Raw genomic sequence first — 26,712 nt, 5'->3', positions numbered from 1 at the left:
TTCAAGTTTGAAAATGGATCGTTGTGATCCGAAATAAAACATGGAGGTGTTTTTTCTATGGGGACAAGAGTGAGTTATCCGGTTGAAGTCAAACAGAAGGCTGTAGAAATGAGATTGGCAGGCGTACCTATGAAAGAGATCATGCAGAAATTGAATATCAAGAATAAGACGCAGGTTCAGACATGGGTGAGGTGGCATAAAGCTGGGGATACACACCGGTTCGAACAGCCTGTTGGAAAACAATATACCTATGGAAAGGGTCCCGAGTACTCTTCCGAATTAGAGAGACTGCAGGCAGAAAATCGCTATTTGAGTCAACAGAATGAAGTTTTAAAAAAGTACAACGAATTGGAAAGGAAGTTGATAAGGAAACGTCAATCAAACTGGTAGAAGAATTGTGCAAAACGATGACGGTACAGGACATCTGTGTCCATTTAGGCATCTTACGTACTTCGTATTATAGATGGAAAAAGGATCTGACTCAGAATCATTCTAAAAGACAACTAGAGAAACAGGTCGGCACGTTGTGCCGAAAGCACAAATATCGATATGGTTATCGAAAAATCACAGCCATACTAAAAAGGAGAATGCGTATTAACCATAAAACTGTTCAACGCATCATGCAGAAAAACCAGTGGCAATGCCGGGTTAAAATGAAAAAGCGTAAGAAGAATGGGCAGCCCTATGCCGTGGCCGATAACATACTGGATCGGAACTTTCAGTCTGATCGCCCTCTTGAAAAACTAGTAACGGACATCACGTATTTGCCTTATGGACAGAAACAATTGTACCTTTCCAGTATATTGGATTTATATAATGGAGAAGTGATTGCTTTTACGATTGGTGATAAGCAGGACACAGACTTTATCTTAAACACACTTAATCAGCTCCCAGCACTGCCTGAGAATTGCGTGTTACATAGCGATCAAGGTTCTGTGTATACATCTTACGAGTATCAGAAAGCTGTTCATATAAAAGGCATTACCATGAGCATGTCCCGTAAAGGGACGCCCGCTGATAATGCCTCCATCGAATCGTTTCATTCCTCACTAAAGTCTGAAACGTTCTATCTTAACAGGATTGACCGCACTACGACCAGCATCGTAGAACGCACTGTCAAAGAATACATTTATTATTATAACAACATTCGTATTCAAACGAAACTAAACAACCAATCACCGATAAACTATCGGCAATTGGCTGTATAAAGGTGTTTTGATCCCTGTCTCAAAAACGGGGGTCAGTCCCATTTGGCGGGGTCTTTTTTTATTTATATAATAAACATTTAATAATTATTGGTAATTTTTTTAGATTTCTTATCTTGAAAAAATAAAAGAAAAACTAAACCAACTAGAATTGTACTGACAATAGCATAACTTTCCAACAAAAAGGATATTTTTATAGAAAGCAGCAAATCTGAACTATAATTCACTTCAATCAGATATATAAAGAGCAAACCTATAAAAAAAGAATACATGAAACATATAATTAATTCTTTAAATAAACCCCATAATGTCCAATTAGGTGGTTTCAATGATGATGGTTTATTCACAGAATTGAATTGTTGTTTTTCTCTTAATTTGAAATTCAATTTAGTCATTAACACGATAACTAGATTAATAATAATACTGAAAATTAGAATGTTACTCAGTTTATTAATAAAACTTAGTAGTGAAAGTTGTTTTTCAATTTGTTCATGTTTATTTTCGTGGTTACCCTCCTGATTATTATCATACATTTTCTTAATAGATAATTGTGTCTTTTCATATGCTTTGGCACTTACTTTTTCTTTTAGATAAATGTATAATTCTAAATAACCTTCGAATATCTTTTCATTTTTTACTAGCCTTTCGGGTATAGCAATAGACAAACCACTGTTCTCTATATGTATACCATTAAAGTTTAAAGTATAACTTTTATTAATAATTTTTCCAACTTTCAAATCCCAATCTTTATATTTAATTTCGTTTTTTTCATCTAAATCTATTCTCTCTAACTTTATACTATCTCCATCTTTAATTTTGTCCTCTTTCATTCCATTAATTGAAGGGAAGAACATAAGAATGGAGTCACTTTGATACTTATTTTTCAACTTATATTTACTTGTTAAACTAGTCCACTCTTGTTTATTTAAAACATAGTAGTTCACATTAGGTATTGGCGTCAGCTTCTTTTTTATCGGTAATTTTTTTATTTTATTTTCGAGATCAATAGGTGTTTGATATGTATCATCTTTTTCACTCATATTACTAACCCAACTTTTTAAATATCGAGATAGATTACTCTCATTTACAGATAGAGAAGTTCCAATCGAATAAGGAACCTTTTCTATATAATTTATGGTATCATCCTTCTCTAACTTTTCAATATCTCTAAATTTAAACGTGTTTGCTTTTTGATCTTCAATAACGTAATTGTTAACTAAATCATATGCTACTGTTTGTTTTGCAAAAAGACTAAAGTCCGGTTCATTTTTAAGTTTTTTAGGAGTGTTTTCTTCAACTATTAGATTCGAAATATAATAAACCGGTATAAATATCGCCACAATAACAATAATTGTTAAATTCCCCTTCCAGGAAAATGCATTATCTTCTACAAACTTCTTCTTTGGTATATTGACACTTTCTTTACCACAATATTTCCTATTGAAGAAAGAAGTCGATTGTTTCATAATATAAATAATATCAACACAGAATAATATTATTAACCAAGATAAGATACCTAAAAAATCGACTTGAAAAAAACCATTAATAAAAATATTTGTCAAAAAGAATATAATAGTACCAAAACCTGTTAATAGAATAGCTTGGCTTAAAAAATAAAATACAATCTTTTTTTTGTTAAAGCCATATGATTTAAATATTTCTTCAATTTCATTCTCTTGCTTCTTAAAATGAACACTCTTCGTATAAATTAAACTAATTAAAATTATAAATAATGAAATTATAATAAAGGAAAGTCGCAAAGTAGGGATGGATTGTTTATAAATAAATTCTTCCTCAAAAAATTTAGTATTCAGATACACATTTTCTGACTTATCAAAAAGATCATTTATAACCTTAACTGCTTCATCAAAGTCATGATATTCATTTAGCTCTATCAGTGCACTAGTATTAAGCTGCGTTTTATTCATTAAATCATTGTTAAATATAACATTAGGATAGCTTGTTTTTCCTATTTTATAGTTATTTGGAGTTGTCCAATTTGAGGAGTAATTTTTTATAACGCCTACTATTTTATAGTATTTTTCTGTGTTATTTATTTTTATTTTAACTTTTTCTCCAATTGCATTTCCAGTAAACGCCTCTTGTAGATATGATTCAATAGTTACTTCGTTATTCCTTTCTGGATATCTTCCCTTTTCAATTATTATATGGCCCATTTCTTTAGCTTGAAAATCCATGGTACCGAAAGTTGCAGGCAATTTAGTATTGTTAAAAGAATTTGTATAGCCCATGTTTTTTATAATACCGTAATGCTTAATACTCTTTTGAGCTTTTATATAATCTTCTTCATTTTGTTTAATACCATTGACCACTGCATGAAAGGCTCCATACTTATTAGTTGTATTCCTTTCCAACTTTTCAATTAATTTATTTGCTTCTGCCTCACCGAAGGTTATTATAAACATAGATAATGTCATTAAGATGATTACCGACGCTGAAAACCATTTTTTCGATAAAACTGTCTTAAAAGCTAGCTTGAATATCATTCTATGCACCTCGAATAACTAACATATATCAAAGAAATACAAATTAACTATGAATTCAAATATAATCTCTTAGTAAATTGATCTTTATATTAATATATCATTAAATTATACATATAAATGAAAAGAAGCGAGAGGTCTCCTCAATAAGTTGAGGGAACTCATGCTTCTTTTGCCGTACCTAATATACTCTCTTCACTAGAAAATTACTGTCTAATTTCTCCAGACCCATTTAGGCCCACACCATCTTTAGTTTGAGTATGTTTAGTTACAATAACTCTATAATTTCCTTCTTGGACCTTGCCGATTGATTTGGTACTTTTATTAGGGGTTTTAAAGTTTTCAGCAATATATTTCTTACCAAACCCAATAAAATTTTTTTTCTGAACTGCCACACTGTAACGGTGTACGCTATTACTATAATTTCCTGTGATTTTATTATATATTCTAGCATTAGAATAAATTTTTGTAGTTTTATTTTTAAGTTTATATTTTACCGGTCCTTTTACTTCGGCTCTTACTATATCGTTTTTTCCTCCTATACTAAACTTTTGGGTACTTGCTTCTCCTAGATGAGCAAAACCAAAAATAGTAAAAAACCCAATTACTACAAGAGCCGTTAATTTTTTAAAATGTTTTTTCAATTTCCTTACCTCCTATATTTTATACATTTATAATTTTAATACATTTTTTTCTACATATCAATATATATTCCAAAAAAAATATTTTCAGCCAAAAAAACGATTACTAGATCATTAATCTTAAGTAATCGTTTCTTCCTGTATTTTTTATATAGAAAAAATTCGGCCTTGCTTATAAACAATTTCCTGAAGCGAAAGATTTAGCTTTTTCGCCATTTTTTTAAGCATAGAATGCTCTTGAGGTGTGACTAGGCTGATAACAGCCCCTTCCTTTCCTGCGCGCCCGGTTCTGCCTGAACGGTGGATATAGCCTTCTTCGTTTGGCAGATCAGCATGGATCACGTACGGCAGATCGTCAATATCGATCCCTCTTGCTGCGATATCCGTTGCAAGAAGAAGTGGGAATTCACGCTGTTCAAATTCCTTTAAGATGATAGCACGCTCTGCTTTTTTCGCTTCACTATGAAGGACACCGAGGTCGACATGGTGATACGCCAATTTCTCTGCGTAAATGCTTAAATTCGTAATATCACGCACAAAGACGAGCGCATGCATGTCCTCAAGCCGTGATAGCTTTTGCAGTAGTTTTACTTTGTCTCGCTGGTCACATAATAGATAATAGTGTCCTACTTTCTGCGCTTCTTCCTCACTTCTGGCAATTTTCAATACTTCTGGTTCAGTCGTCATTTCTTTAATCAGTTGAACCGTTTCGTCTTTCAGTGTCGCAGAAAAACAAAGGATTTGTCTTTCTTTTAATGTGGATTTAATGATCGCTTGGATCGTTTTCATATGCTCTGGCACAAGAAGCTGATCTGCTTCATCTAGCACGATCGTTTTGACTTCGTGCATTTTCAGTTTCTTGATTTTGATTAATTCTTGTACACGGCCAGGTGTTGCGACAACGATGTTCGGGTGTTTCTTTAGTTTTTCCTGCTGCTTTTTGATGTTCGCTCCACCAATCAAGGAGACCGCTTTGATGTCTGATCCTTGTTTGAACGCTTGCACGACATCAAAAATTTGCATCACAAGCTCTCTTGATGGTGCCAAGATTAAGACTTGCGGGTGCTTGATATCCACATCGATTTTATTTAAAAGCGGCAACACATACGCCAGTGTCTTCCCCGTTCCTGTAGGCGATTCTGCAATCACATCACGCTTCTCCGTAATCCATTCTGCTGTTTTTTCTTGTATAGCTGTTGGTTTTTCGAAGCCAGCCGCTTGGAAGTTCTCTTGAATAAATGGCTTTGCTTCTTTTAAAAATGCCCAATTTTCTATCATGTCGATCTCCTTTATCCTCATTCAATCTATCCTTTAGTATCTCAAAATCAGCTTTGAAACGCAATTTTTCTTTTGATGCTTTTATCAAGCCGGACAGTTCGATATAATCATGAGAGGCACTAGCCGTTTTGAATCTATTTGAGGTGTAAAAAATGATATTATCTGTTAAAGATTTAAGCCATGGCTTTGGCGACAGAGCCATTTTTCACGAAGTCTCCTTCCGTTTATTAAAAGGCGAGCATGTCGGCTTAATTGGCGCCAACGGTGAAGGAAAGTCAACGTTTATGAATATTATTACTGGCAAGCTGGAGCCAGATGCAGGAAAAGTGGAATGGGCGAAAAATGTCCGTGTCGGCTACCTTGATCAGCACACTGTGCTAGAAAAGGGCAGAACGATCCGCGAAGTGCTTCAGGATGCATTCCACTATTTATTTTCCATGGAAGCAGCGATGAATGACATTTACGGCAAAATGGGTGAAGCCGATCCTGATGAGCTGGAAAAGCTGTTAGAGGAAGTGGGCGTCATTCAAGATGCGCTCACAAACAATGATTTCTATATCATTGATTCCAAGGTTGAAGAAATAGCGAGAGGTCTTGGGTTAACCGATCTTGGACTGGACCGTGATGTGACGGAGCTGAGCGGCGGGCAGCGTACAAAAGTATTGCTTGCGAAATTGCTGTTAGAGAAGCCAGAAATTCTCCTTCTCGATGAGCCGACCAACTATTTAGATGAGCAGCATATTGAGTGGCTGAAGCGCTATTTACAGGAATATGAAAATGCGTTTATCCTCATTTCACATGATATTCCGTTTTTAAATAGCGTCATTAACTTGATCTATCATGTTGAAAATCAAGAGCTCACGCGCTATGTTGGTGATTATGATCAATTTAAACAAGTGTACGAAGTCAAAAAGCAGCAGCTTGAAGCAGCTTATAAAAGGCAGCAGCAGGAAGTGGCTGAATTAAAGGATTTTGTGGCAAGAAACAAAGCGCGTGTCAGCACAAGAAATATGGCCATGTCCCGTCAGAAGAAACTGGATAAGATGGATATGATTGAACTCGCAGCAGAAAAGCCAAAGCCTGAATTCCACTTTAAGACGGCACGGACTTCCGGGAAATTGATTTTTGAAACAAAAGATTTGGTCATTGGTTATGATGAACCGCTCTCTCGTCCATTGAATCTGAAAATGGAACGCGGGCAAAAAATTGCGCTATACGGCGCTAACGGGATCGGAAAAACGACATTGCTGCGAAGTCTCCTTGGAGAAATCTCGCCAATTTCGGGTGAGGTGGAACGCGGAGAATTCCTTCATATTGGCTACTTTGAGCAAGAAGTAAAAGAGCAAAACAGCAACACCTGTATTGAAGAAGTATGGGGCACCTTCCCTTCTTACACGCAATATGAAGTGAGAGCTGCTCTTGCAAAATGCGGATTAACGACAAAACATATTGAAAGCCGAGTGTCTGTTTTAAGCGGTGGAGAAAAAGCAAAGGTCCGTCTTTGTAAGCTGATCAATGAAGAAACCAACCTACTTGTTCTCGATGAGCCGACCAATCACTTGGATGTCGATGCCAAAGAAGAACTAAAACGTGCATTAAAAGAATACAAAGGGAGCGTCTTATTGATCTCTCACGAACCTGAATTTTATCAAGATGTAGCAACTGAAACTTGGAATTGCGAGTCTTGGACGACAAAAGTATTATAGGCTTCAAATTGTTGACAAAGGGCTAAAATGATCTTTATTTTAGCCCTTTGTCTTCTTTTCAGCGTGATAGAAAACCTTTGAAGTCTAGGAAGGACGAGTACCGGAGTGGAGCGAATTGAACATTCGTGAGCACCGGAACGCAGTCCTGACAAAGAATGCGAGGGTTTGTCTACACGCTGAGCCTTATATCTGATGCAGATATAAGGCTTTTTCTATTTAATGACCTACTTGAATATTGATAAGATGCTTACGACCAATAAGCAAGATGATCATGCCTAACAGAACGACAGCCGCCCCAACATAGTAAGGAGTGCTTGCTGTATAAGATTCAGCAAGTACGCCGGCAATCCAAGGAGCAATCGCGCCCCCAATAAACCGTACAGCACTGTAAGAGGATGAAGCAATGGAACGCTCAACCGGTGCTGATCCCATCACAGCGGTCGTGAGCACAGTATTGATCATGCCAAGAATACCCCCAGCAATGACAATTCCGCAGATGACAACTACTACATGTGAAGTCCAGATCCCAATACCGAATAAAATTACAGCAAATGAAGCAAACAGAACCACAAGAGAAGTCAATGTCCCAAGCTTGCGATGAATGACCGGCGCTGAAAAGACGGATGTCACGGCCAAAAATAGCCCCCATCCAAAGAAGACATAACCAAGACCATGCTCATCCAGATGAAGCACAAATGGCGAATACGCTAAAAGCACAAAGAAACCAAAATTGTATAAGAAAGCGGCAGATGCCATCGTTAAAAGTCCTTTATATTTTAATGCCCCGACAGCCTCGAATAATTTCACCTTTTTCTGAGGCTTCTGCATCGGTGGAAGCATAAACGTAATAGCTAAAAGAGCAACAAGCATTAACACTGCAACGCCAAAGAATGGTCCGCGCCAAGAGATCGTCCCAAGTTCTCCGCCAAGCAGCGGCCCAACCGAAATCCCAAGACCTAGTGCAGCCTCGTATAAAATAATGGCCTTCGCACTTCCTCCAACAGACACGCCGACAATGACAGAGAGAGCCGTTGAAATGAATAAGGCATTCCCAATGCCCCATCCGCCTCTAAAGCCGATTAATTCGTTAATCGTTGAAGAGGTACCGCCTAAAGCAGAAAAGACAATAATAAAAATAAGTCCGATTAATAACGTCCATTTCGCACCAATCCGACTAGAGATATAGCCGGTAAAAAACATCACAAAGCCGGTTACAAGTAAGTAGCTCGTAAATAAAAGTGAGACCTGACTTGGAGATGCATCTAATTGTGATGCAATGGCCGGCAAAATCGGGTCCACAAGTCCTATCCCCATAAATGAAATCACACATGCAAAGGCAACAGCCCAGACGGCCTTCGGCTGCCTAAGCAGACTTGTACGCTGTTTTAACACTTCTTCTTCCTTCATTCCATCAGAACCTTTCCTTCAAATGTTGACAAAGTGCTAAAATGATGTTTATTTTAGCACTTTGTCTTCTTTTCAGCGTGATAGAAAACCTTTGCAGCCCTAGGAAGGGCAGCTACTTTTGCGGAGCGAATTGAACATTCGTGAGCACCAGCGCGCAGACCTGCGGGCGAATGCGAGGGTTTGGCTACACGCTGAAATAAACACACTGAGGTGTTTATTTTTGTAATTGCTCAATCGCATGAGCCGCTCTTTCTTTCATCGTTTCAAGATCCTTTTTAAAGGATTGAATCGTTTCAAGCTTTTTTGTAATCAATTGATGCTGCACAGTCAGCTGCGCCTCAATATCTAACAGCTTCTCTAATCTTTCCTTCGGATCAAGCGACAGCAAGTAGCCTTCTTTATTCAGCTCTAATTGCTTTCCTATTTCCATAAACGATTGAAGCTCTTGTAAAGAAAAGCCGAGTACCTCTTTTGCCTGCATTACTTTTTCTAGTTCTTCCATGTCGTCCTCTGAGTACAGCCTGACACCGCCCTCTGTCCGCTTTGGTGCTGATAATAAACCAATCTCTTCATAGAAACGAATCGTCCGTTTCGTCAGTCCGCTTCTTTTCGCCACTTGATCAATTTTCATCCATTCCATTGCCAGTGCCTCCTGCTCATCAATTCATGATTTATTATACACCTTTATAACCTTAACGTAAACGTAAATGTTTGAGTTCTTGATTTTCTCGTGTTTTGATGTAAAGTAAAAAAAACTGTAGAAAATTCTACAGGTTTTTTCATCATTTTATTAGGATTAACCCTCTAATTCCTCAATCATCAGTGACAGTTCTGTCCAGCGGTCCATTGCTTGTTCTAGTTCTTCAGCAACGGCTTTTTGTTCATCCATCAGTTCTTGAATTTTCCCAAAATCACTGCCTGCTTCTGCAATGCTTGCTTCAAGCTGCTGATGTTTTTCCTCTAATGCCTGAATCCGGTCTTCAATTCCGTCCCATTCAAGCTGGTCTTTGTAAGAAAGTTTTTTTCTCTTTTTAGGCGCCGCTTCTACTTGTTTCTCAGCAGGCTTTGTCTCTGTCCGCTTCGCCTCTTTTTCTTGCTCCATGTAATCGCTGTAAGCACCTTGGTAGTGTGAAATGCGGCCATTTCCTTCAAAGACAAGCAGACGATGAACCACTCGGTCTAAGAAATAACGATCATGCGATACGGTCATGACAACGCCAGGAAACTGTTCTAAATAATCCTCTAAAATGCTGAGGGTCTCCGTATCAAGATCGTTCGTCGGCTCATCTAAAAAGAGAACATTTGGTTCTTCCATTAAGACTTTCAATAAATACAATCTGCGGCGTTCTCCTCCTGACAGCTTGCGAATAAACGTCCGCTGCATGGATCTTGGAAATAGGAACCGTTCCAGCATTTGCTCTGCTGTCACTATGGCGCCATCAGATGTCTTAACGATTTCAGCTGTTTCCTTGATGTACTCAATGATCGTCAGCTCTTCATCCATTTCTTTGTGATCCTGCGTGTAATAGCCAATACGAACGGTTTGTCCAATCGTCAATTGTCCTGAAGTCGGTTCTATTTTCCCCGCTAGACAGTTGAGTAGCGTCGTTTTTCCGACTCCATTCGGTCCGATAAATCCAATCCGGTCGCCCGGCACGACTAAGTCTGTAAACCGCTCCACAAGGGTCTGGCCAGCAAATGAAATCGACAAGTCTTCTGCCTCTATGACTTGTTTTCCTAGGCGATGGGAACCGATGGCGAAATCCAGCTCTCCCTTTGCATCAGGTCCTTTTTGATCCATCAGCTCTTCGGCTCTGCCGATGCGTGCTTTCTGCTTCGTCGTTCTTGCTTTTGCCCCTCTTCTCAGCCATGCAAGCTCTCGTCTGAGTAAGTTTTGACGCTTCGTTTCTTTCACCTGAGCTTCTGCTTCTCGTTCCGCTCTTTTTTCTAAAAAGACTTCATAATTTCCTTTATACGTATAGAGCTGTCCTTGATTCAATTCATAAATCCGATTGGCCACACGGTTGAGGAAATAACGATCATGCGTCACCAGAATGACAGCACCGCTGTATTGACTCAAATATCCTTCGAGCCATTCAATCGTTGCATTATCGAGATGGTTGGTTGGCTCATCTAAAATCAGCAATCCCGCAGGCTGAATTAAATTTTTAGCAATCGCGACACGCTTTTTCTGTCCGCCTGATAAGGCATGAACAGAACGGCTCACATCTTTGACGCCAAGCTTTGTCAAAATCGTTTTGGCTGACAGGTTCGCATCCCATGCGTCTTCCTGATCCATTCGATTTTGCATGCGCATGAGCGCCTCTTGTTTTGCTTCATTTTGCGGATCATGCTCTAAATCGGCGAGCGCCTGTTCATAAGCCTTCATCGTTTGAATCATGGGTGCCGTTCCAGAAAAAATGTAATCAAGAATCGTTTCATCCCCGATCATTTCAGGGTCTTGCTCAAGAAATTCGATATCAAGTGTCCCTGCCTTCGTAATATCACCCTCTTCAAACGATTCAAGTCCTGCAATGACCTTTAGGAGCGTTGACTTTCCTGTTCCGTTTGGTCCAATCAATCCGATGCGTTCCTTTGGTTCTATATGAAAAGAAATATGATCAAACAGCGTTTTCTCGCCATAGGTTTTATATAATCCTTCAACATTCAATAAACTCATTTTTATCAGCCCTTACATAGATTCTTCCTTTATTTTAAATCAGCCAGTAGCAGAAAACTAGTTTTAAAAAACCTGCTGCTGAAAAGAATGTTTCCTTTTGCTGCTCGATACACTATGAAGAGGTGATCTAAAGATGGTAACCATTAGCTTATGTATGATCGTGAAAAATGAAGAGGAGGTGTTAGCGGACTGCCTTTCCTCTGTCCAAGACATTGCAGATGAGATAATCATCGTTGATACAGGATCAACAGATCGTACGAAGGAGATTGCTCACTCCTTTTCAGCCAAGGTACTTGATTTCGAATGGGTTCAGCATTTTGCCAAAGCCCGTAATTTCGCTTTCTCATGTGCAACGAAAGAGTATATTTTATGGCTTGATGCAGACGATGTTCTGCTAGAAGAAGACCGTCAAAAATTTCTTCAGCTCAAAGAGACGCTTGATCCTTCGGTAGATGCCGTCTCAATGTTTTATCATGTGGGATTTGATCAAGACGGTCGGGTGAATTTTAAATATAGAAGAAATCGCCTTGTGAAGCGTGCCTTGAACTTTCAGTGGTACGGGGCCGTTCATGAGTTTCTTCAAGTGTATGGCAACATCTTTCCAGCCGATATCGCCGTCACACACCAAAAGCGTAAGAAAACAACCGCTGGTGAACCTGGGCGCAACTTGCGAATTTATGAAGATATGCTGGCAAAGGGAGAGAACATGACACCCCGTGATCTCTTTTACTTTGCCAATGAATTAAGAGATAACAAGCAGCATGTCAGAGCGATTCGTTTTTATCATGAATTTTTAGCGACAAAACAGTGCTGGATTGAGGATGAAATTCGCACATGCCAAAATTTAGCTGACTGCTATTATGCAGTCGGTTTCGAGGAAGCGGCTTTATCCTCATTATTACGTTCTTTCTTATATGATCAGCCTCGTCCAGAATTTTGCTGCCGAATCGGGGATCATCTAAAAATTCAAAATAAACATCAAGCAGCGATCTTTTGGTATGAGCAGGCGCTGAAGGCTCCTGAAATCGAAACAGCCTTCACACTCACACAGTATAAAACGTGGTATCCTCACCTTCAGCTTTGCTATTGTTATTATCAGCTCGGCGATCTGGAGAAAGCCAAAACCCATCACCATGCATCCGCCGCCCATTCCCCCACTCATCCAAGTGTACTGTATAATGAAAAAATATTTACTAAACAGACGTAGACTATATGTCACCACATCCGCCTTCCATCTCTTGGCGGATGTCTCTTTTTGTGCACAAATTCGATTGTGGCGTTTAACACTTTAGTGATTTAAAGCGTTCTCCAACCAATTGACTAAATTGTCATTTAAGCATATACTAACACTCGTCTTACGAAAAGATTTATCCATTAGGAGGTCAACATGAGTTCTTTATTTCGAAAAAAGTCTCTCGACCAGCTCATGCTTGAAAGTCAGACGAAGCGGCTCAGCCGATCGTTAAATACGTTTGATTTAATCTTGCTTGGCATTGGCTGCGTGGTCGGGACTGGTATCTTTGTGATTACGGGGGTTGCTGCGGCAAAAGATGCGGGACCTGCGATTATTATATCTTTTATTTTAGCTGCGATCGCATGCGCCCTTGCTGCTTTTTGCTACGCTGAATTCTCCTCGTCCATTCCTGTGTCAGGCAGCGTCTATACGTATTCCTACGCCACACTTGGGGAATTTCTCGCCTTCTTAATGGGCTGGGATCTCATGCTTGAATATGTCATTGCGCTCTCTGCTGTAGCAAGCGGATGGTCGTCCTATTTTCAATCACTGCTCAGTGGATTCGGTCTGCACATACCGAAGGCATTATCAGCTGCACCTGGAGCCGCTGATGGGGCCGTCTTTAACCTTCCAGGCGCACTCATTATTTTGCTTATCACCTTTATCGTCTCAAGAGGCGTCAAAGAAAGCACGAAACTGAATAACATCATTGTGCTGATTAAAATTGCCATTGTCCTTCTCTTTATCATCTCAGGTTTTGCGTACGTCAAACCTGAAAACTGGACACCTTTTATGCCGATGGGCTTTGAAGGCGTGATCGCAGGCGCGGCAACAGTCTTTTTTGCTTATCTCGGATTTGATGCGATCGCCAATGCATCTGAAGAGGTCAAAAATCCGCAAAAGGCGATGCCGATTGGTATTATTGGAGCGCTCGGTGTTTGTACCGTTTTATACATCGGTGTGTCCTTTGTCTTAACCGGCATGGTTCACTATACGAAACTGAATGTCAGTGACCCTGTCGCATTTGCTCTTCAAGTCGTGGGCCTTCATAGTGTGGCAGGTATCATATCAGCCGGTGCCATTATTGGGATCACAACGGTTTTAATTGCCTTGGTCTATGCGCAGGTACGCCTAACCTTTGCGATGAGCCGCGATGGACTCATGCCAAAGATTTTCTCAAAGGTTCATCCAAAATCGCAAACACCCGTTGCCAACACATGGCTGACAGGTGCTGTCGCAGCATGTATCGTAGGTTTTGTGAACTTATCGACGCTCGCGAATTTAGTCAGCATCGGTACACTTGCAGCCTTTACAGTGATTTCAATTGCCGTCATCGTTTTACGGAAAAAACACCCGAATGTCAAAGCAGCGTTTAAAGTGCCTTTCGTGCCTGTTCTTCCGATTATCAGTGCGGTCATTTGTATCACACTCGCAACGACCCTTTCATGGGTGACATGGAGAGCCTTCCTGATCTGGGTGGCCATTGGTGTCGTTGTTTATTTCACCTATGCAAGACGAAAAAGTCATCTGAATGCAACACATTAGAAAAGAGACACGGGGTTTCCCGGTCTCTTTTTTTTTGCTTAAATCACGCTGTTTTTGGCTGAATTTGAGTCCACCATATCTGGATCTAACACGCTTGAAATCGGAATGACAAGCGGTGAACAATCTCCATTGTCCTCTCCAAATCCTTGGTTCAATTTCATTGAGAGAAAATAATCGATCTGCTGATAAGGACCTAGCGTCAGTGATGCACCCCGATCCATTGCATTGATTTTAAAAGCACCGACATTGACAACTGAGGGTGAGAATAACATCACACGTCACTTCCTTTGAATGGGTTTAGCTGCTGGTGAAAAAGAGGCAGGTGAGTCCACTTGATCTCGATCATCTACATGGCTTTTTGTCCCGACAAAACCGCTGGCATCTCCAAAATTTTGTCCGTACCCCTGATTTTTTTATCTGAGTTTTGCCACTCTGCTAACAAATTTTGTCCGACATTCACCGCCGATGCATTTTCCAGTCTATCCCCCTCTGTCACCGAGCTGGAAAAAAGACTCATCGCTCTCGAGCAAAAAATGTCCGCACCAGTTTCTCCTGTCTCAGAGGATACACACATTCATATTGAATCCCTGCATGTGGACAAAATTGATTACCATTTAGAGTTTGGGGAGCTTTCCATTGACCAGCTTCAAGGCAGGCTCAATATTGGGGCAACCTATTACACGCCAAAGGACACTCACATCAAAAAATCAACACCACCACCGAAGCCAAAAGAAACAAAAACACCGACAGTCTCGATTCGATCAAAGCCTTCCTCCTCTTAATGCGCTCAGCTTTTAAGCACAATCGGGAGCCAGAAATACACCGCAAGGACAATCACCACAATACTCATGATATTTAACCAAAAGCCTGCCCTGACCATATCAGATATTTTCAGCACGTCCGCACTAAAAACAGCGGCATTTGGCGGCGTGGAAATCGGCAGCATAAACGCACATGAGGAAGCCAAAGCAGCCGCAGCCATTAACCCATAGGGCTCGATGCCAATCGCAAGCCCAAGCCCTACCGTAATCGGAATAATCATATTGGCAACAGCTGTATTTGACATAATTTCAGTCATAAACAAAATCGCTCCCGTTAAAATGATCAATAGCATGATATACGAAAGCCCATTTAAATGCTGTAGATTTTCCCCGATCCATCCTGTTAGATTGGTTTCTGCAAAGCCCGTAGCGAGCGACAGCCCACCTCCAAACAAAAGCAACAGCCCCCACGGTAGCTGTTTCATATCCTGCCATTCTAATATTCTCTCTCCATTTGTTGCTGGAATGAGAAATAACAGCATGGCACCGAAAATGGCGATAGATGTATCAGATACGGTGATCCCTCCAAACAAAAAGAGCTTAAAAATCCACAAAAACGCCGTCATAAGAAAAACAACAAACACCCATTTTTCCTCTTGTTTCATTTTCCCTAAATCCTCTAAACCTTTTCGAATAAACGCTACACTCATGTCCCCTGTATGCTCTACTTTGAACTGTATCTTTGTTAAATACAGAAATAAGAGAATGAGCAGAACGATCGCAACGGGAAACCCAAACAAAAACCATTCGAAAAACATAATCTCCCGATCTAGCAGTTTTTTTGACATGGCAGCAAACACCGCATTTGGCACAGAGCCGACAAGTGTTGCTAGACCACCAATTGATGCTGAATACGCAACCGACAATAAAATGCTTTTACTGAATCGCTCAAGAGATGGACCAGCTAAGATGTCATTAGCCTTGACCTCTTTAATGACTGCAAGTGCCACTGGCAGCATCATCAGTGCTGTCGCTGCATTTGAAATCCACATAGATAAAAAAGCAGTCGCAATCATGACACCTAAGACAATGCGGTCACTTCGTGTGCCAATCACCCTTAAAATGTGTAAGGCCATTCTTCTATGCAGATTCCATTTTTCAATGGCAATTGCGATCATAAATCCTCCCATGTACATAAAAACGATCGGATCTCCATAAGCCCTTGATGTCTGTTCCATAGAAAGTCCGCCAAGTGTCGGCAGTAGGATGATCGGCAATAAAGATGTTGCAGGGATGGGCAGTGCTTCTGTCACCCACCATGTAGCCGTCCAAGCGGTAATGCCCAAGACTACCCTCGCAGCATAGGTCAATTCATTTTCAGGTATGAGAAAAAGAACGAGCAAGAAGAGTGCCGGTCCAAGAACAAGTCCAATCACATTCACCTTTTTATAAACGATAACAATTCCCCCCTATTGAAAGCGCTTGTATATTTTTCTTTTTTTCCACATTCGATGATCTCTTAAGAAATCCTTTAAATCATAAGAAAAAATGAAGATATCTTTCATAGAAACCATCTATCATTTTCGTCCCATTCCCAAAACCATGACATGATACATTGGTCTATTTTCATAGGAGAAACTATACAAATCATGTGCAATCACTGTAAAATATAGAAGATCTAATCAAAAATTGAGGTGTTTTCATTGTATACAGATCAACGAAAATCATTTTGGAAACAGAAAAAAGTCATGATCCCCATTCTTAGTATCATCGTAGTTGCTGCTGCTTTCTTTTTCTTAAAAGATTCTCTTTTGTCAAAAGAAAAAGAAGCTTTAAAAGCGGCTCAATCCTTTACAAAACAAATGGAGAAGAAAGACTTTACAAAGCTGGCTGATGAGGTAACAAGTGCGTCTTTGAAAGCCAATGACTTCTCAAAAAAACAACTAGCCGAAAAATATGACAATATCTTCAACGGAATTGGTGCTTATGATCTGAACATATCAAAGCTCAACGTCGAAAAACAGGACAAAGGAAATGGGTATCAATTTTCCTATGATGTAACAATGAAAACGTCATTTGGCAAGCTGCACAAGCTTTCTTACAAGGGCGTTCTCTCAGAAGAAGATGACAAATGGAAAGTCGACTGGAAGCCAAATCTCATCTTCCCGCAAATGGAGAAGGGAGATACCATCAAAGTCAAATCAGACCCTGCTGTCCGCGGAAACATCGTCGACCGAAAAGGACGTACCCTAGCAGAAACAACTGGTGGAAGCGCACTTGGCATCATCCCAGGAAAGCTTGGCACAGGGGAAGAAAAAGAACGCAATATCAAAAAAATCAGCAAGGCATTTGATATAGATGAAGAACTAATCGACAATCAGCTGAAACAAGCATGGGTCACAGACGACACGTTTGTCCCGCTCAAATCGATGTTAGAGCAAAAGCCGATTCCAAAGGATGTAAAAGGCGTCACCTATCAATCGAAGGAAATGCGCTACTATCCTTATAACGAAGCCGCCGCCCATCTCACCGGCTATGTCGGAAAAGCAAATGCAGATGATATCAAAAGAAATCCGGCATTAAAGGCAGATCAAATCATTGGCAAAACCGGACTTGAATTCACATTTGACCAAAACTTGCGCGGACAAGATGGCGGAAGCATTTTGATCGTCCATGATGAAACAGGCATTGAAGAAACATTGCAAAAATCAGATCGACAAGATGGAAAAACAGTGAAGCTGACCATTGATGCCTCTTTACAGAAAAAAGCCTATGAACAGCTGAAAGGTGAAAAAGGGGCTGTCACCATCATAAATCCATCATCGGGGGATCTATTAGCGCTTGTCAGCGCCCCTTCCTATGATGTCAATCTTATGACAAACGGGATCACACCTAAGCAATATCAGGCATACAGTGAAAACCCAGATCTCCCATTCCAAGCCCGGTATGCGAGCCGGTATGCACCAGGGTCTACATTCAAAACCATTACAGCAGCCATCGGGCTGGAAACAGGTGTCACAAAGCCTAATAAAGTACGCACCATCCATGGACTAAAATGGCAAAAAGATCAATCTTGGGGTAATTATCGAATTACACGGGTTCACGATAAAGAAAACGTAAATATGGTTGATGCCCTCGTGTACTCAGATAATATTTACTTTGGACAGGAAGCTCTGGAAATTGGCAAAGACACCTATGAGAAAAAAGTAAAAGCATTTGGATTTGGCGAAGATTTGCACATGCCATTTACAATGAAACCAGCGCAAGTATCGAACGACGGCATTCAATCGGACATCTTACTTGCTGACTCGGCATATGGCCAAGGCGAATTACTCATGTCACCGATTGAACAAGTACATGCCTATTCTCCATTTGCAACAGGAGGCAAGCTTGTCTATCCTCGAGTCGTTCAAGACGAGAAAACAGCATCACCAAAACAAATCATCAAAGAAGACTCGGCAAATACAGTGAAAGACGCGCTCACTCAGGTCGTGACGAGTCCAAACGGTACAGCTCACTCCTTACAAATGGAAGGAGCTGATATTGCCGCTAAAACAGGAACGGCAGAGCTAAAGAGCAAACAAGGGGCAACAGACGGTTCTGAAAATGGATTTTTACTTGCATTTAATCCTAAAAAAGAAGATTACGTCCTCGTCGGCATGATTGAAGATGTAAAAAACCGCGGCGGTAGTGGACTCGTCATTCAAAAAATGAAGCCTGTCATCGCAACTTTTTATAAGTAACCATTTAGAGACACAAACGCTTGTGTCTCTTTTTTCTAAATCATGACAATTTGCTATTGTTTTATAGTTCACCTTATGAATAAAATGAGAAGAATGCAAAATTGAAAACAGTTGAATGAAAGGAGGAAGTCTCATTGGCTATTGCTGCTCGTACAAAGGATAAACCTCAAAATTCTGTCACTGGATCAACGATTTATCCCATTTTATTGATTATTGGCATTTGTCATATGCTCAATGACACTTTGCAAGCCGTTATTCCTGCGATGTTCCCTATTTTAGAACGCTCAATGGGGCTGACCTTTACACAATTAGGGCTAATTGCCTTTACATTAAATATGGTCTCCTCCGTGATGCAACCCGCTATTGGGTGGTACACAGATAAACGACCGATGCCTTATGCACTCCCAATTGCTTTATTTTCTAGTGCTGTCGGTATATTCGGGCTTGCGTTTGCGCCTTCCTTTGCCACCATTTTGCTTTGCGTTGTCTTTATCGGACTCGGCTCTGCCATTTTTCATCCAGAGGGCTCCCGCGTTGCCAACATGGCAGCTGGTCCAAGACGAGGACTTGCACAGTCCATCTATCAAGTAGGCGGAAATACAGGTCAAGCCTTTGCTCCGCTGATCGCTGCATTCATGCTCGTCCCTCTCGGTCAGCCAGGCGTGGCTTGGTTTACGATTGTTGGAATGATTGCTGTCGGTTTCCTTCTTTATATTTCAAGATGGTACGCAGGAAGACTTCAAACCATTCGAGCTCAAGCGAAAAAAGCTCCCGCAAAAGCTGCAAGATCTGAACTTCACCGTAAGTCAGCACTCACAGCACTTGGCATTATCGTCTTTCTCATCTTTGCCCGCTCTTGGTATGGAAATGCGATATCAAATTTCTATGCGTTTTATGCGATTGAACAATATGGATTGACGATTAAAGAATCACAGACTTATATTTTCTTATTTCTCATTCTAGGTGCAATTGGGACATTTTTAGGCGGGCCGCTTGCAGACCGCTTTGGCAAGAAAACCGTGATTTTAATTTCCTTATTGGCATCCTTTCCACTTGCCTTGCTGCTGCCATTTGCCGGACCTGTTTTTGCCTATGTTTTACTTGGACTGATTGGGGTCATTCTGACGTCAAGCTTCTCTGTCACAGTCGTTTATGCTCAAGAACTATTTCCCGGGAAAATTGGCACAATGTCTGGTTTAACGGTTGGGCTTGCGTTTGGTATGGGTGCCATCGGATCGGTCGCTCTAGGCTCATTCATTGATGCCTTCGGTTTAACGCCTACTATGATCGGAGTCGCCTTTTTACCGATATTAGGTATCCTGGCCTTCTTACTACCTAGCGATCAAACCATCTCCAAATGGAATGAATCATAAAAAGGAGAAAACCGCTCAGTGATTGAGCGGTTTTTTTCATATCTCATAAAAATGCGTATCAGGTACATGCTTCTTTGCAATAAACCCTTGCTGGAATTCTGGAAAGACCTTTTGCACCTGTTTAATTTTTTGATGAACCAAATCGGCATATGGAATATATAAATGATTCACAAGCCTTTGTTCTGTCATATAGTAATACCAATTCAGATTAAACGTATTCTCATCAATGATCGTAAAGGCAGAAAAATGATAGAACAAGAGTGGACATTCGTCGAGATACATTTCCCCTTTCACAACTGAAAGCTTGTAGTTTTCAATATTCCAAATCGCGGCATTGGCTCCTTTAGATGTCACCACATGAACCCCTTCAAAATCATCGACCCATCTTTCAACATACCGCTGATCTCCATACGTCTTATTTTTTGTATCCATTTCGACTGTACAGTGTGCAAGACAGTTTTCCTTCCATTGTGTGACCGCCCGTTTGGCAACGTCTGTGTTGCGGCAGCCGACAAATCCAGTATTAAAGCGGCCAGACAACTCATAAAAGTGATAGAACCGCTCGGAATTCATATGATCCGTCAAAAATAAATGAGCGAGTGGATTCTCTGCAAATATCGCCTCTGGATCATGATAAAAATACAAATCCGTATCCAAATGGGCGAGATAATCCGCTTTTGAAGACTCAAGGATTTTGAGCAAAAAAACGGGCTTTAACGTCCAGCAATACTCATGGAACGTCCGATCATCCTTTGCCTTTCGCAGCGTCTCATCTTCAATATTTTCAAGCTGTTCATATTGAACATGCGGATGAGGAAATTCACTTAACACCTTGTAAGCCAAAGGGTCTGCACATAGAACAGACAGCTTGAATGAATGAGCGGTTTGTTCAAGCGAATGAATCAGCGCCAAAAGCTTAAAAACATGGGTATTCGACACAATGGTTGTAAAATGATAAGACGCCATCTACAACACATCCACTTGGAACAAATCAACGCGTAATAGCTCTTTCGTCAGCCCTTGAATGGCTTCTACAACCACTGTGCAGCCATATTCCTGCCGTGCAAGCTGCGCTGCCTCTGCCAGCTTTTTCAAAGGGACATGTCTAGCTGTTAGCTGATCTTTATTATCGCGTTTGACGCCCACATTCCGCTCTGTGATCAAATGAAGCAGCTCTAAAAAATAAGAGAGCAGACCATCGAATACCGGATTATCACGCAGCTGCCGGACTTCTTTTACAATGTCATTTGTGACGGTGTGAGAAAATGGACCAGAGAAAGCCAAATGGACATCAATGGCATCAATATTGTTGTACTTCTCGCACATATACAAAATGTTATATTTGATGTCATCAAATGACGTTAAATTACTTGGATGCTCCTGATGCACGCTCATGATATCCTCTCGCAATTCAAAGGAGAGACCCAGCTGATGCAGACGAATTCCTAAATCATAATCCTCAAACCCGTACCGAACGATCTGTTCATCAAACATCCCGAGCGTGATGACATGCTTGCGTTTGACAGAGGAGTTATTCGTAATAAAAAATCGCCACGGCAGCTCATAAGAGCCTAAATCATAGTTGTACGTGCGCAAAATGTCTTTGAGGATAGCAATAAACTCAGACTGCAAATCGAAGCTTTTCTCTAGAAATGCACCATTTTCAACTTCCTTCATTGATAAAAGAGGCGTTTTATCTTTCATTTTCCGCTTATACAAGCCTTGCTTTTTCAACCGCTTGATATGCTCCTGCTCAAATGCTTCGTAAAAATAACGATAAATCCGCTTCCAGCATACACCGCAAATGACAAGGTCCTCATGATCAGCATGTGCCTCCGCATGCTTTTGAATAAATTGCGGCTCTGCCAGCATATCGCTGTCATGGAATATCAACAGGTCCCCCTCCGCCTCGCGAATGGCATGATTGCGACCCTTGGCAATCCCTTGATTGACAGGAATACGTACCTTTTTAAACGGAAAATTCACCTCAATGTTCTCAAGCATTTCCATCGTGCCGTCCGTTGACCCATTATCGGCGACAATGACCTCAAACGGAATATTCGTATCCTGAAGCGTTAAGGAAAAAAGACTCCCTTCTAAACGCTCTTTGGCATTATAGCTCGGAATAATGACGCTTACCTTTGGTTTCTCATTCATGCGTCATCCTCCTCCAATTTGGCATAGCCGTTAAACAGCGGATCGACCTGCTCAACAGATTCAATCACATGGCGCAGCACGTTTCGATAGGCTTCTTGAAAAAACGGCAGATCATCTCTCCCCTTTTCATGAATTTGCTGCATCTCATCCTTGCTCACGATGCGAAAGCCGCTGAAATGATAGCAAATGAGCGGATGCCCATCCTCCAGCAAAATCCGTCCATTTTCTTCCCGATAGGAATGCTGCCCATAGTTCCAATGACCAATATTCACGCCTTTTGTTTGAATATCCTCCACTTTTTCAAACAGCTTCGGCATATGATCGAGATATCCTTGATCGCCAAACTTGCCTTCGCCCGGTGCATTTTTGCATTCCTTTAAGCATTCTTCTTTCCACCAGCTGAGGCATTTTCGTCCGGCTTTATCTCCTTTAAAATGCAGGAAGCCAGAGTTATAGCGACCTAAAAGCTTCTGAAGCATCTTCACTTCCTCAGGATCAAAGCTCGGAATCACAATATCCCCTCTCGAAAGTAAAACAGAGGCATCCGGCTGATGTTGAAAAATCACTTGCGGGCTCTCATAAAAAAATAAATCCGCATCAAGATAGGTTACTCCTTCTGCCTGCTCCTGTTCAAATAACCACTCAATCCACATCGGTTTTAATGTCCAGCAATATTCCGAGGCATCCCGTTCCTCTTTTTTCTCCAGCAGCTCTGGCGTTTCGAGCACCCGTACATGAACAAGATCAACATGAGGAAAATTCATTTGATGAAGCAGGTCAAATGCAGCATCATCCATACATAACGTCTTGATGACAGCATCATCTTCTACTTGCTTCAATGACAAGAAAAACGCAATGGCTTGATAAAGTCTTCCACTTGATAGAACCGTACAATATATGCTGTTCATCTACTTACACCTCTATTTTTGAAAGAATTCGCGGTACCATTCAATCGTCTTCTCTAAACCTTCATCAATCGAGTAGTCTGGCTTCCAATCAAGCAGCTTTCTCGCCTTTTCTGCCGACAAATATTGATGCTTTATCTCATGCGTTCCTTGGTTTAAAATACGAGGCTTCAGTTCACTGCCCATCGCCTTTAAAATCTTATCCACGAGCTCAAGAACCGTCAGCTGAATTTCATTACTAAAGTTAAATGCTTCTCCGGCGAGCCCTTTTTCCTCCATTTTCTCAGCTAGCAGCAAATAAGCCTTAACCGCATCTTCAATGTAGAAATAATCACGAATAAAAGTACCATCACTTCTAATTTCAGGCGCTTCTCCTTCTAGCACAAGCTGGATGGTTTGCGGAATGATTCTGTTAAAGTTTAAATCCCCACCCCCGTATAAATTGCCGCAGCGCGTAATACAAACTGGAAGACCATATGTGTTGTAATACGTGTGAGAAATTAAATCTGCACAGCTCTTTGATACATCATACGGATGTTTCCCATTTAGCGGCATGTCTTCATCGTATGGGAGCTGCTCCTGATCGCCGTATGCTTTGTCACTTGATGCCACGATGACTCGTTTGATTAGAGGCTGTCTTCTGCAAGCCTCGAGTACATTCCATGTCCCTAAAATATTGGCTTCAAATGTAGAAACAGGGTGTCTATTTGCAACCCCAACAATGGCCTGCGCCGCCAAATGGAAGACAGTATCAATTTCGTATTCTCCTAACGCACGTTCAATCGTTTGCATATCCTCCAATGCACCTTGTACCACATTCATCTTTTCAAATTGACTGCCTTGATATAAATTCGACCTTGGCACCTGATCACGCACAAGTCCAGTTACGTTTGCACCTTGATCAATCAATTCCTTGACGAGATAGCTTCCCAATAGTCCTGTACATCCAGTCACAAACACGTTTTTCCCATTCCAAAATCCGCTCATGCCGTCACCAAACCTTCCATGGTTGTTTTCCATTTATCCACATGCCATTGATTTCCTTCAGGTTCTTATACGTATCGATCGCTGTCCAAAATCCGTGGTGCTCATAAACCGCAAGCTCTCCATCATTCGCCAAATTTTGAAGAGGCTCCGCTTCAAATACGCATTGGTCATCGTCTGTCAAATAGTCAAATACCTTTGGAGACAACACAAAAAATCCTCCATTGATCATCCCGATACTGTCTGTCTTCTCAGAGAAGGATTGTGCCATCCCGTTATATACCTTCAACGTCCCGTACTGTGACTTCTTTTCAATTCCTGTGACAGTCGCAGCTGCCCCAAGCTCCTGATGACGCTTCAGCAGATGAAACATATTGACATTGGCAAGTCCATCACCATACGTCATCATGAATGTCTCATCCCCAATGTAGTCCTGTGCCTGCTTTAACCGTCCGCCTGTCATCGTATTCTCGCCCGTATCTAAAAAGGTGATTTTCCAGTTCTCTGACTTTCCTAAAAGCTTTATTTCCCCTGTTGCCATATCCAGCTTCATGCTGTGATGCCGCCAGTCGTAGTTCAGGAAATACTCTTTGATCTTCTCTCCTTTATATCCAAGCAATAAGATAAACTCATCTACTCCGTAATACTGATAGATTTTCATAATATGCCATAGAATAGGCCGATCTCCGATCATAGCAAGTGGTTTAGGAAGCGCTTGTGTGACCTCACTCATTCTCGTTCCCTTTCCTCCGCAGAGAATGACTGCTTTCATCTTCTCCCCTCATCTCTCTATGAAAAATTTTTGATTGAAAACCTTATCTTTATGCGGAAAATCAGTACATGTACCCTCATACTTTGTCCGACATCAGGTTTTGAATCTACTCTATTCATATGTCGAAATGAGAGAGGGTGCCACCTAGCATTTAACTATTTTTACAAATAAAAAAAGAGCGAGATTTGTATTCTCGCTCTTTCAAAGTTTAAATTGTATATTATCAGGGTAGATGGTATGATAAACATGTGCATCAACAGCACAAACAGCCTCTTTTTATCAAGAGACTACTAGATGGAATGAATTCAAGTGGCAGCTTGCTTCATTCTCAATATGAATCACGGAGGTGAATTCCCATGGCACAAAACGTACTTTGTGAAGTGAACTCTTGCCGTTTTTGGGCTGATAACAGCTGTACGGCTTCTACCATTAAAATTGGTAAAAACACAATGGCTGATGTGACTCGCAATGCTGAAACTGATTGCGAAACATTTGAAACAAAATAAGTGATTTTTCTGAGGTGAAGGAACTGGCAGGTTCCTTCTTTTCTTTTATCATTCTATCAAGAATGATAATTATTATCAAGTGTTTTTCCATAAACATTTCTCGGGAAATAATGACACGATATTTCTCCATTCGTTGACGATTTTCACTCCTTTTTCTATACTCAACATATCCGAAGAAGAAAAAGTGGTGACCAATCAATGGATTTTACGATACGTTTTCTATCATTCTTTGTCGTGGAAATCGAAGGCAAAGATGAACAAGCAAATAAACGGTTCAAGCATTATCAAACATTAGATCAAGAGGAATTTGAACAAAGTGAGCTGAAGGACTTTTTAGATGGTGAACTAAAAAAAATCGTCAAACGAAAAGTGGACAGACACCCTAAATCTGAACAAGTACCGACCAAAATTGGCCGATTCATTGTCGAACCCGGTCATGAACTCGATTCAAATCCAAACTACAATTTATTTCATCAGACGAGATTTGCCGATACAAAAGAAGTATTTAATGAATGCAGTGAACAGTTTGTGCGCACGTATTTAGATACAAGTGCTGTCAGAGGCGGCGTTTTTTTAGTTGCGTCTGCCGTTCCTAAAAAGTACTTCGATGACTCCTTTGTCTTTATTATGAAATGCGATTTTGAACAGAAAGTCGCTTCTATCGCTGATACATCTACCTTGATCAAAAAAGTAGAAATGGCGATTACAACTAAAAACATGAAATCAATTCAATACCCTTTTATGCCAGAAGAGGGCATGACAGAGGAAGCTGAAGTGAAAATTCACCAATCCTCACATGCTCGTTATTTTGAGGACTTTCTGAAATTCGTCGAATACGGAGAATCAATGCCTGAAATCATGAAATCACAGGTCATGAACATGGTGCAGGAACAAGTATTTGAAACATTACAGGATGAAAGTGAAGAATTAAAGCAATTTGAAGAGGACCTTGAAATATGGGAAGCGAGTGAAAAACGAGAAATTAGAGAAACACTCGATACAGAACAGGTCACACTAGCAGCTTCTCACATTGTGGAACAAACCCCTGACATCACAATGAAAATGCGTCTAGGTGAAACAGAAATCAAAGGGCTTCTAGCGGACTTTGGCCACTCGATCCATATTGCGAAGGTCAACAATCGATATGTCGTGCTCGTTGAAGCAGACCAAATCGTCTTCGAAAAAGGAAGCACACCTGTAGAATTCCATAAACCAAATGGGTTAAAAGAGGTTGTCAGCCAGCTGACGCAAAAAGCCTACGATTCAGACTTAGAATAAGAGAATATGACTGCCTCCTGCGCTCAGCTGCAT

Annotated in this window: 22 protein-coding genes and 1 pseudogene; 9 read left to right on the top strand and 14 right to left on the bottom strand. The window is 40.7% G+C overall.

The features are described 5' to 3' along the window. The first annotated feature begins 57 nt into the window (after positions 1 to 57). Positions 58 to 1,208 (top strand): IS3 family transposase gene (locus MKY83_RS03655; RefSeq protein ID WP_340911867.1). Its coding sequence is split into 2 segments (ribosomal slippage): positions 58 to 331 and positions 331 to 1,208, totalling 1,152 coding nucleotides; the frame shifts between segments, so codons are not numbered across the junction. A 77-nt stretch (positions 1,209 to 1,285) separates the two neighbouring features. Here the strand turns inward: MKY83_RS03655 and MKY83_RS03650 are convergent. The 3 genes from MKY83_RS03650 to MKY83_RS03640 form a co-directional block, all read right to left on the bottom strand. Then, a complete protein-coding gene (locus MKY83_RS03650; RefSeq protein WP_185108943.1) occupies positions 1,286 to 3,712 on the bottom strand; it encodes an ABC transporter permease in 2,427 nt (808 codons plus the stop codon). 203 nt (positions 3,713 to 3,915) lie between these two features. After that, positions 3,916 to 4,353: a hypothetical protein gene (locus MKY83_RS03645; protein ID WP_185108941.1), complete on the bottom strand. Its 438-nt coding sequence runs from the start codon at positions 4,351 to 4,353 to the stop codon at positions 3,916 to 3,918. A gap of 144 nt (positions 4,354 to 4,497) precedes the next feature. Beyond that, a complete protein-coding gene (locus MKY83_RS03640; RefSeq protein WP_185108939.1) occupies positions 4,498 to 5,628 on the bottom strand; it encodes a DEAD/DEAH box helicase in 1,131 nt (376 codons plus the stop codon). A gap of 152 nt (positions 5,629 to 5,780) precedes the next feature. Here MKY83_RS03640 and MKY83_RS03635 point away from each other — a divergent pair, with 152 nt between their 5' ends. Next, entirely contained in the window at positions 5,781 to 7,334 is a 1,554-nt protein-coding gene (locus MKY83_RS03635) for an ABC-F family ATP-binding cassette domain-containing protein (RefSeq protein ID WP_044141251.1), read from the top strand. 216 nt (positions 7,335 to 7,550) lie between these two features. On the opposite strand, the gene MKY83_RS03630 is transcribed toward MKY83_RS03635, so the two are convergent. The 3 genes from MKY83_RS03630 to MKY83_RS03620 form a co-directional block, all read right to left on the bottom strand. Continuing rightward, the gene (locus MKY83_RS03630) at positions 7,551 to 8,741 is read right to left on the bottom strand and encodes an MFS transporter (RefSeq protein WP_044141249.1); all 1,191 of its coding nucleotides are present in this window, start codon (positions 8,739 to 8,741) and stop codon (positions 7,551 to 7,553) included. 214 nt (positions 8,742 to 8,955) lie between these two features. After that, the gene (locus MKY83_RS03625; RefSeq protein ID WP_044141247.1) at positions 8,956 to 9,381 is read right to left on the bottom strand and encodes a MerR family transcriptional regulator; all 426 of its coding nucleotides are present in this window, start codon (positions 9,379 to 9,381) and stop codon (positions 8,956 to 8,958) included. A 156-nt stretch (positions 9,382 to 9,537) separates the two neighbouring features. After that, positions 9,538 to 11,421 (bottom strand): ABC-F family ATP-binding cassette domain-containing protein, encoded by a 1,884-nt coding sequence (locus MKY83_RS03620; protein ID WP_044141594.1) that lies wholly within the window; start codon positions 11,419 to 11,421, stop codon positions 9,538 to 9,540. A 133-nt stretch (positions 11,422 to 11,554) separates the two neighbouring features. Between MKY83_RS03620 and MKY83_RS03615 the strand changes: the two genes are divergently transcribed. Together MKY83_RS03615 and MKY83_RS03610 are read left to right on the top strand one after the other, a co-directional pair. Further along, positions 11,555 to 12,628 (top strand): glycosyltransferase family 2 protein, encoded by a 1,074-nt coding sequence (locus MKY83_RS03615; RefSeq protein ID WP_265208851.1) that lies wholly within the window; start codon positions 11,555 to 11,557, stop codon positions 12,626 to 12,628. Between the two features lie 180 nt (positions 12,629 to 12,808). Further along, positions 12,809 to 14,200 carry an amino acid permease gene (locus MKY83_RS03610; RefSeq protein ID WP_106066705.1) on the top strand — a complete coding sequence of 464 codons (1,392 nt, stop codon included), beginning with the start codon at positions 12,809 to 12,811 and terminating at the stop codon, positions 14,198 to 14,200. Positions 14,201 to 14,238: 38 nt separating this feature from the next. Here the strand turns inward: MKY83_RS03610 and MKY83_RS03605 are convergent, their stop codons facing one another. Further along, entirely contained in the window at positions 14,239 to 14,472 is a 234-nt protein-coding gene (locus MKY83_RS03605) for a hypothetical protein (protein ID WP_003214167.1), read from the bottom strand. 6 nt (positions 14,473 to 14,478) lie between these two features. Beyond that, positions 14,479 to 14,717, bottom strand: a pseudogene (locus MKY83_RS03600) (hypothetical protein). A gap of 76 nt (positions 14,718 to 14,793) precedes the next feature. Here MKY83_RS03600 and MKY83_RS03595 point away from each other — a divergent pair. Further along, on the top strand, positions 14,794 to 14,982 hold the full coding sequence (locus tag MKY83_RS03595) for a hypothetical protein (protein WP_235355610.1): 189 nt from the start codon (positions 14,794 to 14,796) through the stop codon (positions 14,980 to 14,982). Between the two features lie 5 nt (positions 14,983 to 14,987). Here the strand turns inward: MKY83_RS03595 and MKY83_RS03590 are convergent, their stop codons facing one another. Beyond that, positions 14,988 to 16,403 (bottom strand): DASS family sodium-coupled anion symporter, encoded by a 1,416-nt coding sequence (locus MKY83_RS03590; protein ID WP_044141586.1) that lies wholly within the window; start codon positions 16,401 to 16,403, stop codon positions 14,988 to 14,990. Positions 16,404 to 16,664: 261 nt separating this feature from the next. On the opposite strand from MKY83_RS03590, the gene MKY83_RS03585 reads away from it, so the two are divergent. Together MKY83_RS03585 and MKY83_RS03580 are read left to right on the top strand one after the other, a co-directional pair. Continuing rightward, positions 16,665 to 18,704, top strand: a complete 2,040-nt coding sequence (locus tag MKY83_RS03585; RefSeq protein WP_044141585.1) for a penicillin-binding transpeptidase domain-containing protein — start codon at positions 16,665 to 16,667, stop codon at positions 18,702 to 18,704. A gap of 134 nt (positions 18,705 to 18,838) precedes the next feature. Further along, the gene (locus MKY83_RS03580; protein ID WP_106066702.1) at positions 18,839 to 20,077 is read left to right on the top strand and encodes an MFS transporter; all 1,239 of its coding nucleotides are present in this window, start codon (positions 18,839 to 18,841) and stop codon (positions 20,075 to 20,077) included. Positions 20,078 to 20,113: 36 nt separating this feature from the next. On the opposite strand, the gene MKY83_RS03575 is transcribed toward MKY83_RS03580, so the two are convergent. From MKY83_RS03575 to rfbF, 5 genes are read right to left on the bottom strand one after another with little or no spacing between them, the layout of a single operon-like run. After that, the gene (locus MKY83_RS03575) at positions 20,114 to 21,043 is read right to left on the bottom strand and encodes a putative nucleotide-diphospho-sugar transferase (protein ID WP_044141583.1); all 930 of its coding nucleotides are present in this window, start codon (positions 21,041 to 21,043) and stop codon (positions 20,114 to 20,116) included. Beyond that, positions 21,044 to 22,234 carry a glycosyltransferase family 2 protein gene (locus tag MKY83_RS03570; RefSeq protein ID WP_126741157.1) on the bottom strand — a complete coding sequence of 397 codons (1,191 nt, stop codon included), beginning with the start codon at positions 22,232 to 22,234 and terminating at the stop codon, positions 21,044 to 21,046. Next, positions 22,231 to 23,142: a putative nucleotide-diphospho-sugar transferase gene (locus tag MKY83_RS03565; RefSeq protein ID WP_185107522.1), complete on the bottom strand. Its 912-nt coding sequence runs from the start codon at positions 23,140 to 23,142 to the stop codon at positions 22,231 to 22,233. The genes MKY83_RS03570 and MKY83_RS03565 overlap by 4 nt, the downstream gene beginning before the upstream one ends. A 12-nt stretch (positions 23,143 to 23,154) precedes the next feature. Further along, positions 23,155 to 24,126, bottom strand: coding sequence for a GDP-mannose 4,6-dehydratase (locus MKY83_RS03560; protein ID WP_041816148.1), 972 nt, complete (start codon positions 24,124 to 24,126; stop codon positions 23,155 to 23,157). A 4-nt stretch (positions 24,127 to 24,130) separates the two neighbouring features. Beyond that, positions 24,131 to 24,895, bottom strand: a complete 765-nt coding sequence (gene rfbF / locus MKY83_RS03555) for a glucose-1-phosphate cytidylyltransferase (RefSeq protein ID WP_185107520.1) — start codon at positions 24,893 to 24,895, stop codon at positions 24,131 to 24,133. A gap of 356 nt (positions 24,896 to 25,251) precedes the next feature. Here rfbF and MKY83_RS03550 point away from each other — a divergent pair, with 356 nt between their 5' ends. After that, positions 25,252 to 25,401, top strand: coding sequence for a DUF1540 domain-containing protein (locus tag MKY83_RS03550; protein ID WP_080773021.1), 150 nt, complete (start codon positions 25,252 to 25,254; stop codon positions 25,399 to 25,401). 198 nt (positions 25,402 to 25,599) lie between these two features. Beyond that, the gene (locus MKY83_RS03545; protein WP_012009211.1) at positions 25,600 to 26,679 is read left to right on the top strand and encodes a DUF3900 domain-containing protein; all 1,080 of its coding nucleotides are present in this window, start codon (positions 25,600 to 25,602) and stop codon (positions 26,677 to 26,679) included. The last annotated feature ends 33 nt before the right edge of the window (positions 26,680 to 26,712 follow it).

The sequence above is a fragment of the Bacillus sp. FSL M8-0266 genome (assembly GCF_038613425.1).
GTDB classification, from domain to species: domain Bacteria; phylum Bacillota; class Bacilli; order Bacillales; family Bacillaceae; genus Bacillus; species Bacillus pumilus.
The sequence above is the reverse complement of the archived record's forward strand: the minus strand, read 5'-3'. Positions and strand labels throughout refer to the sequence as shown.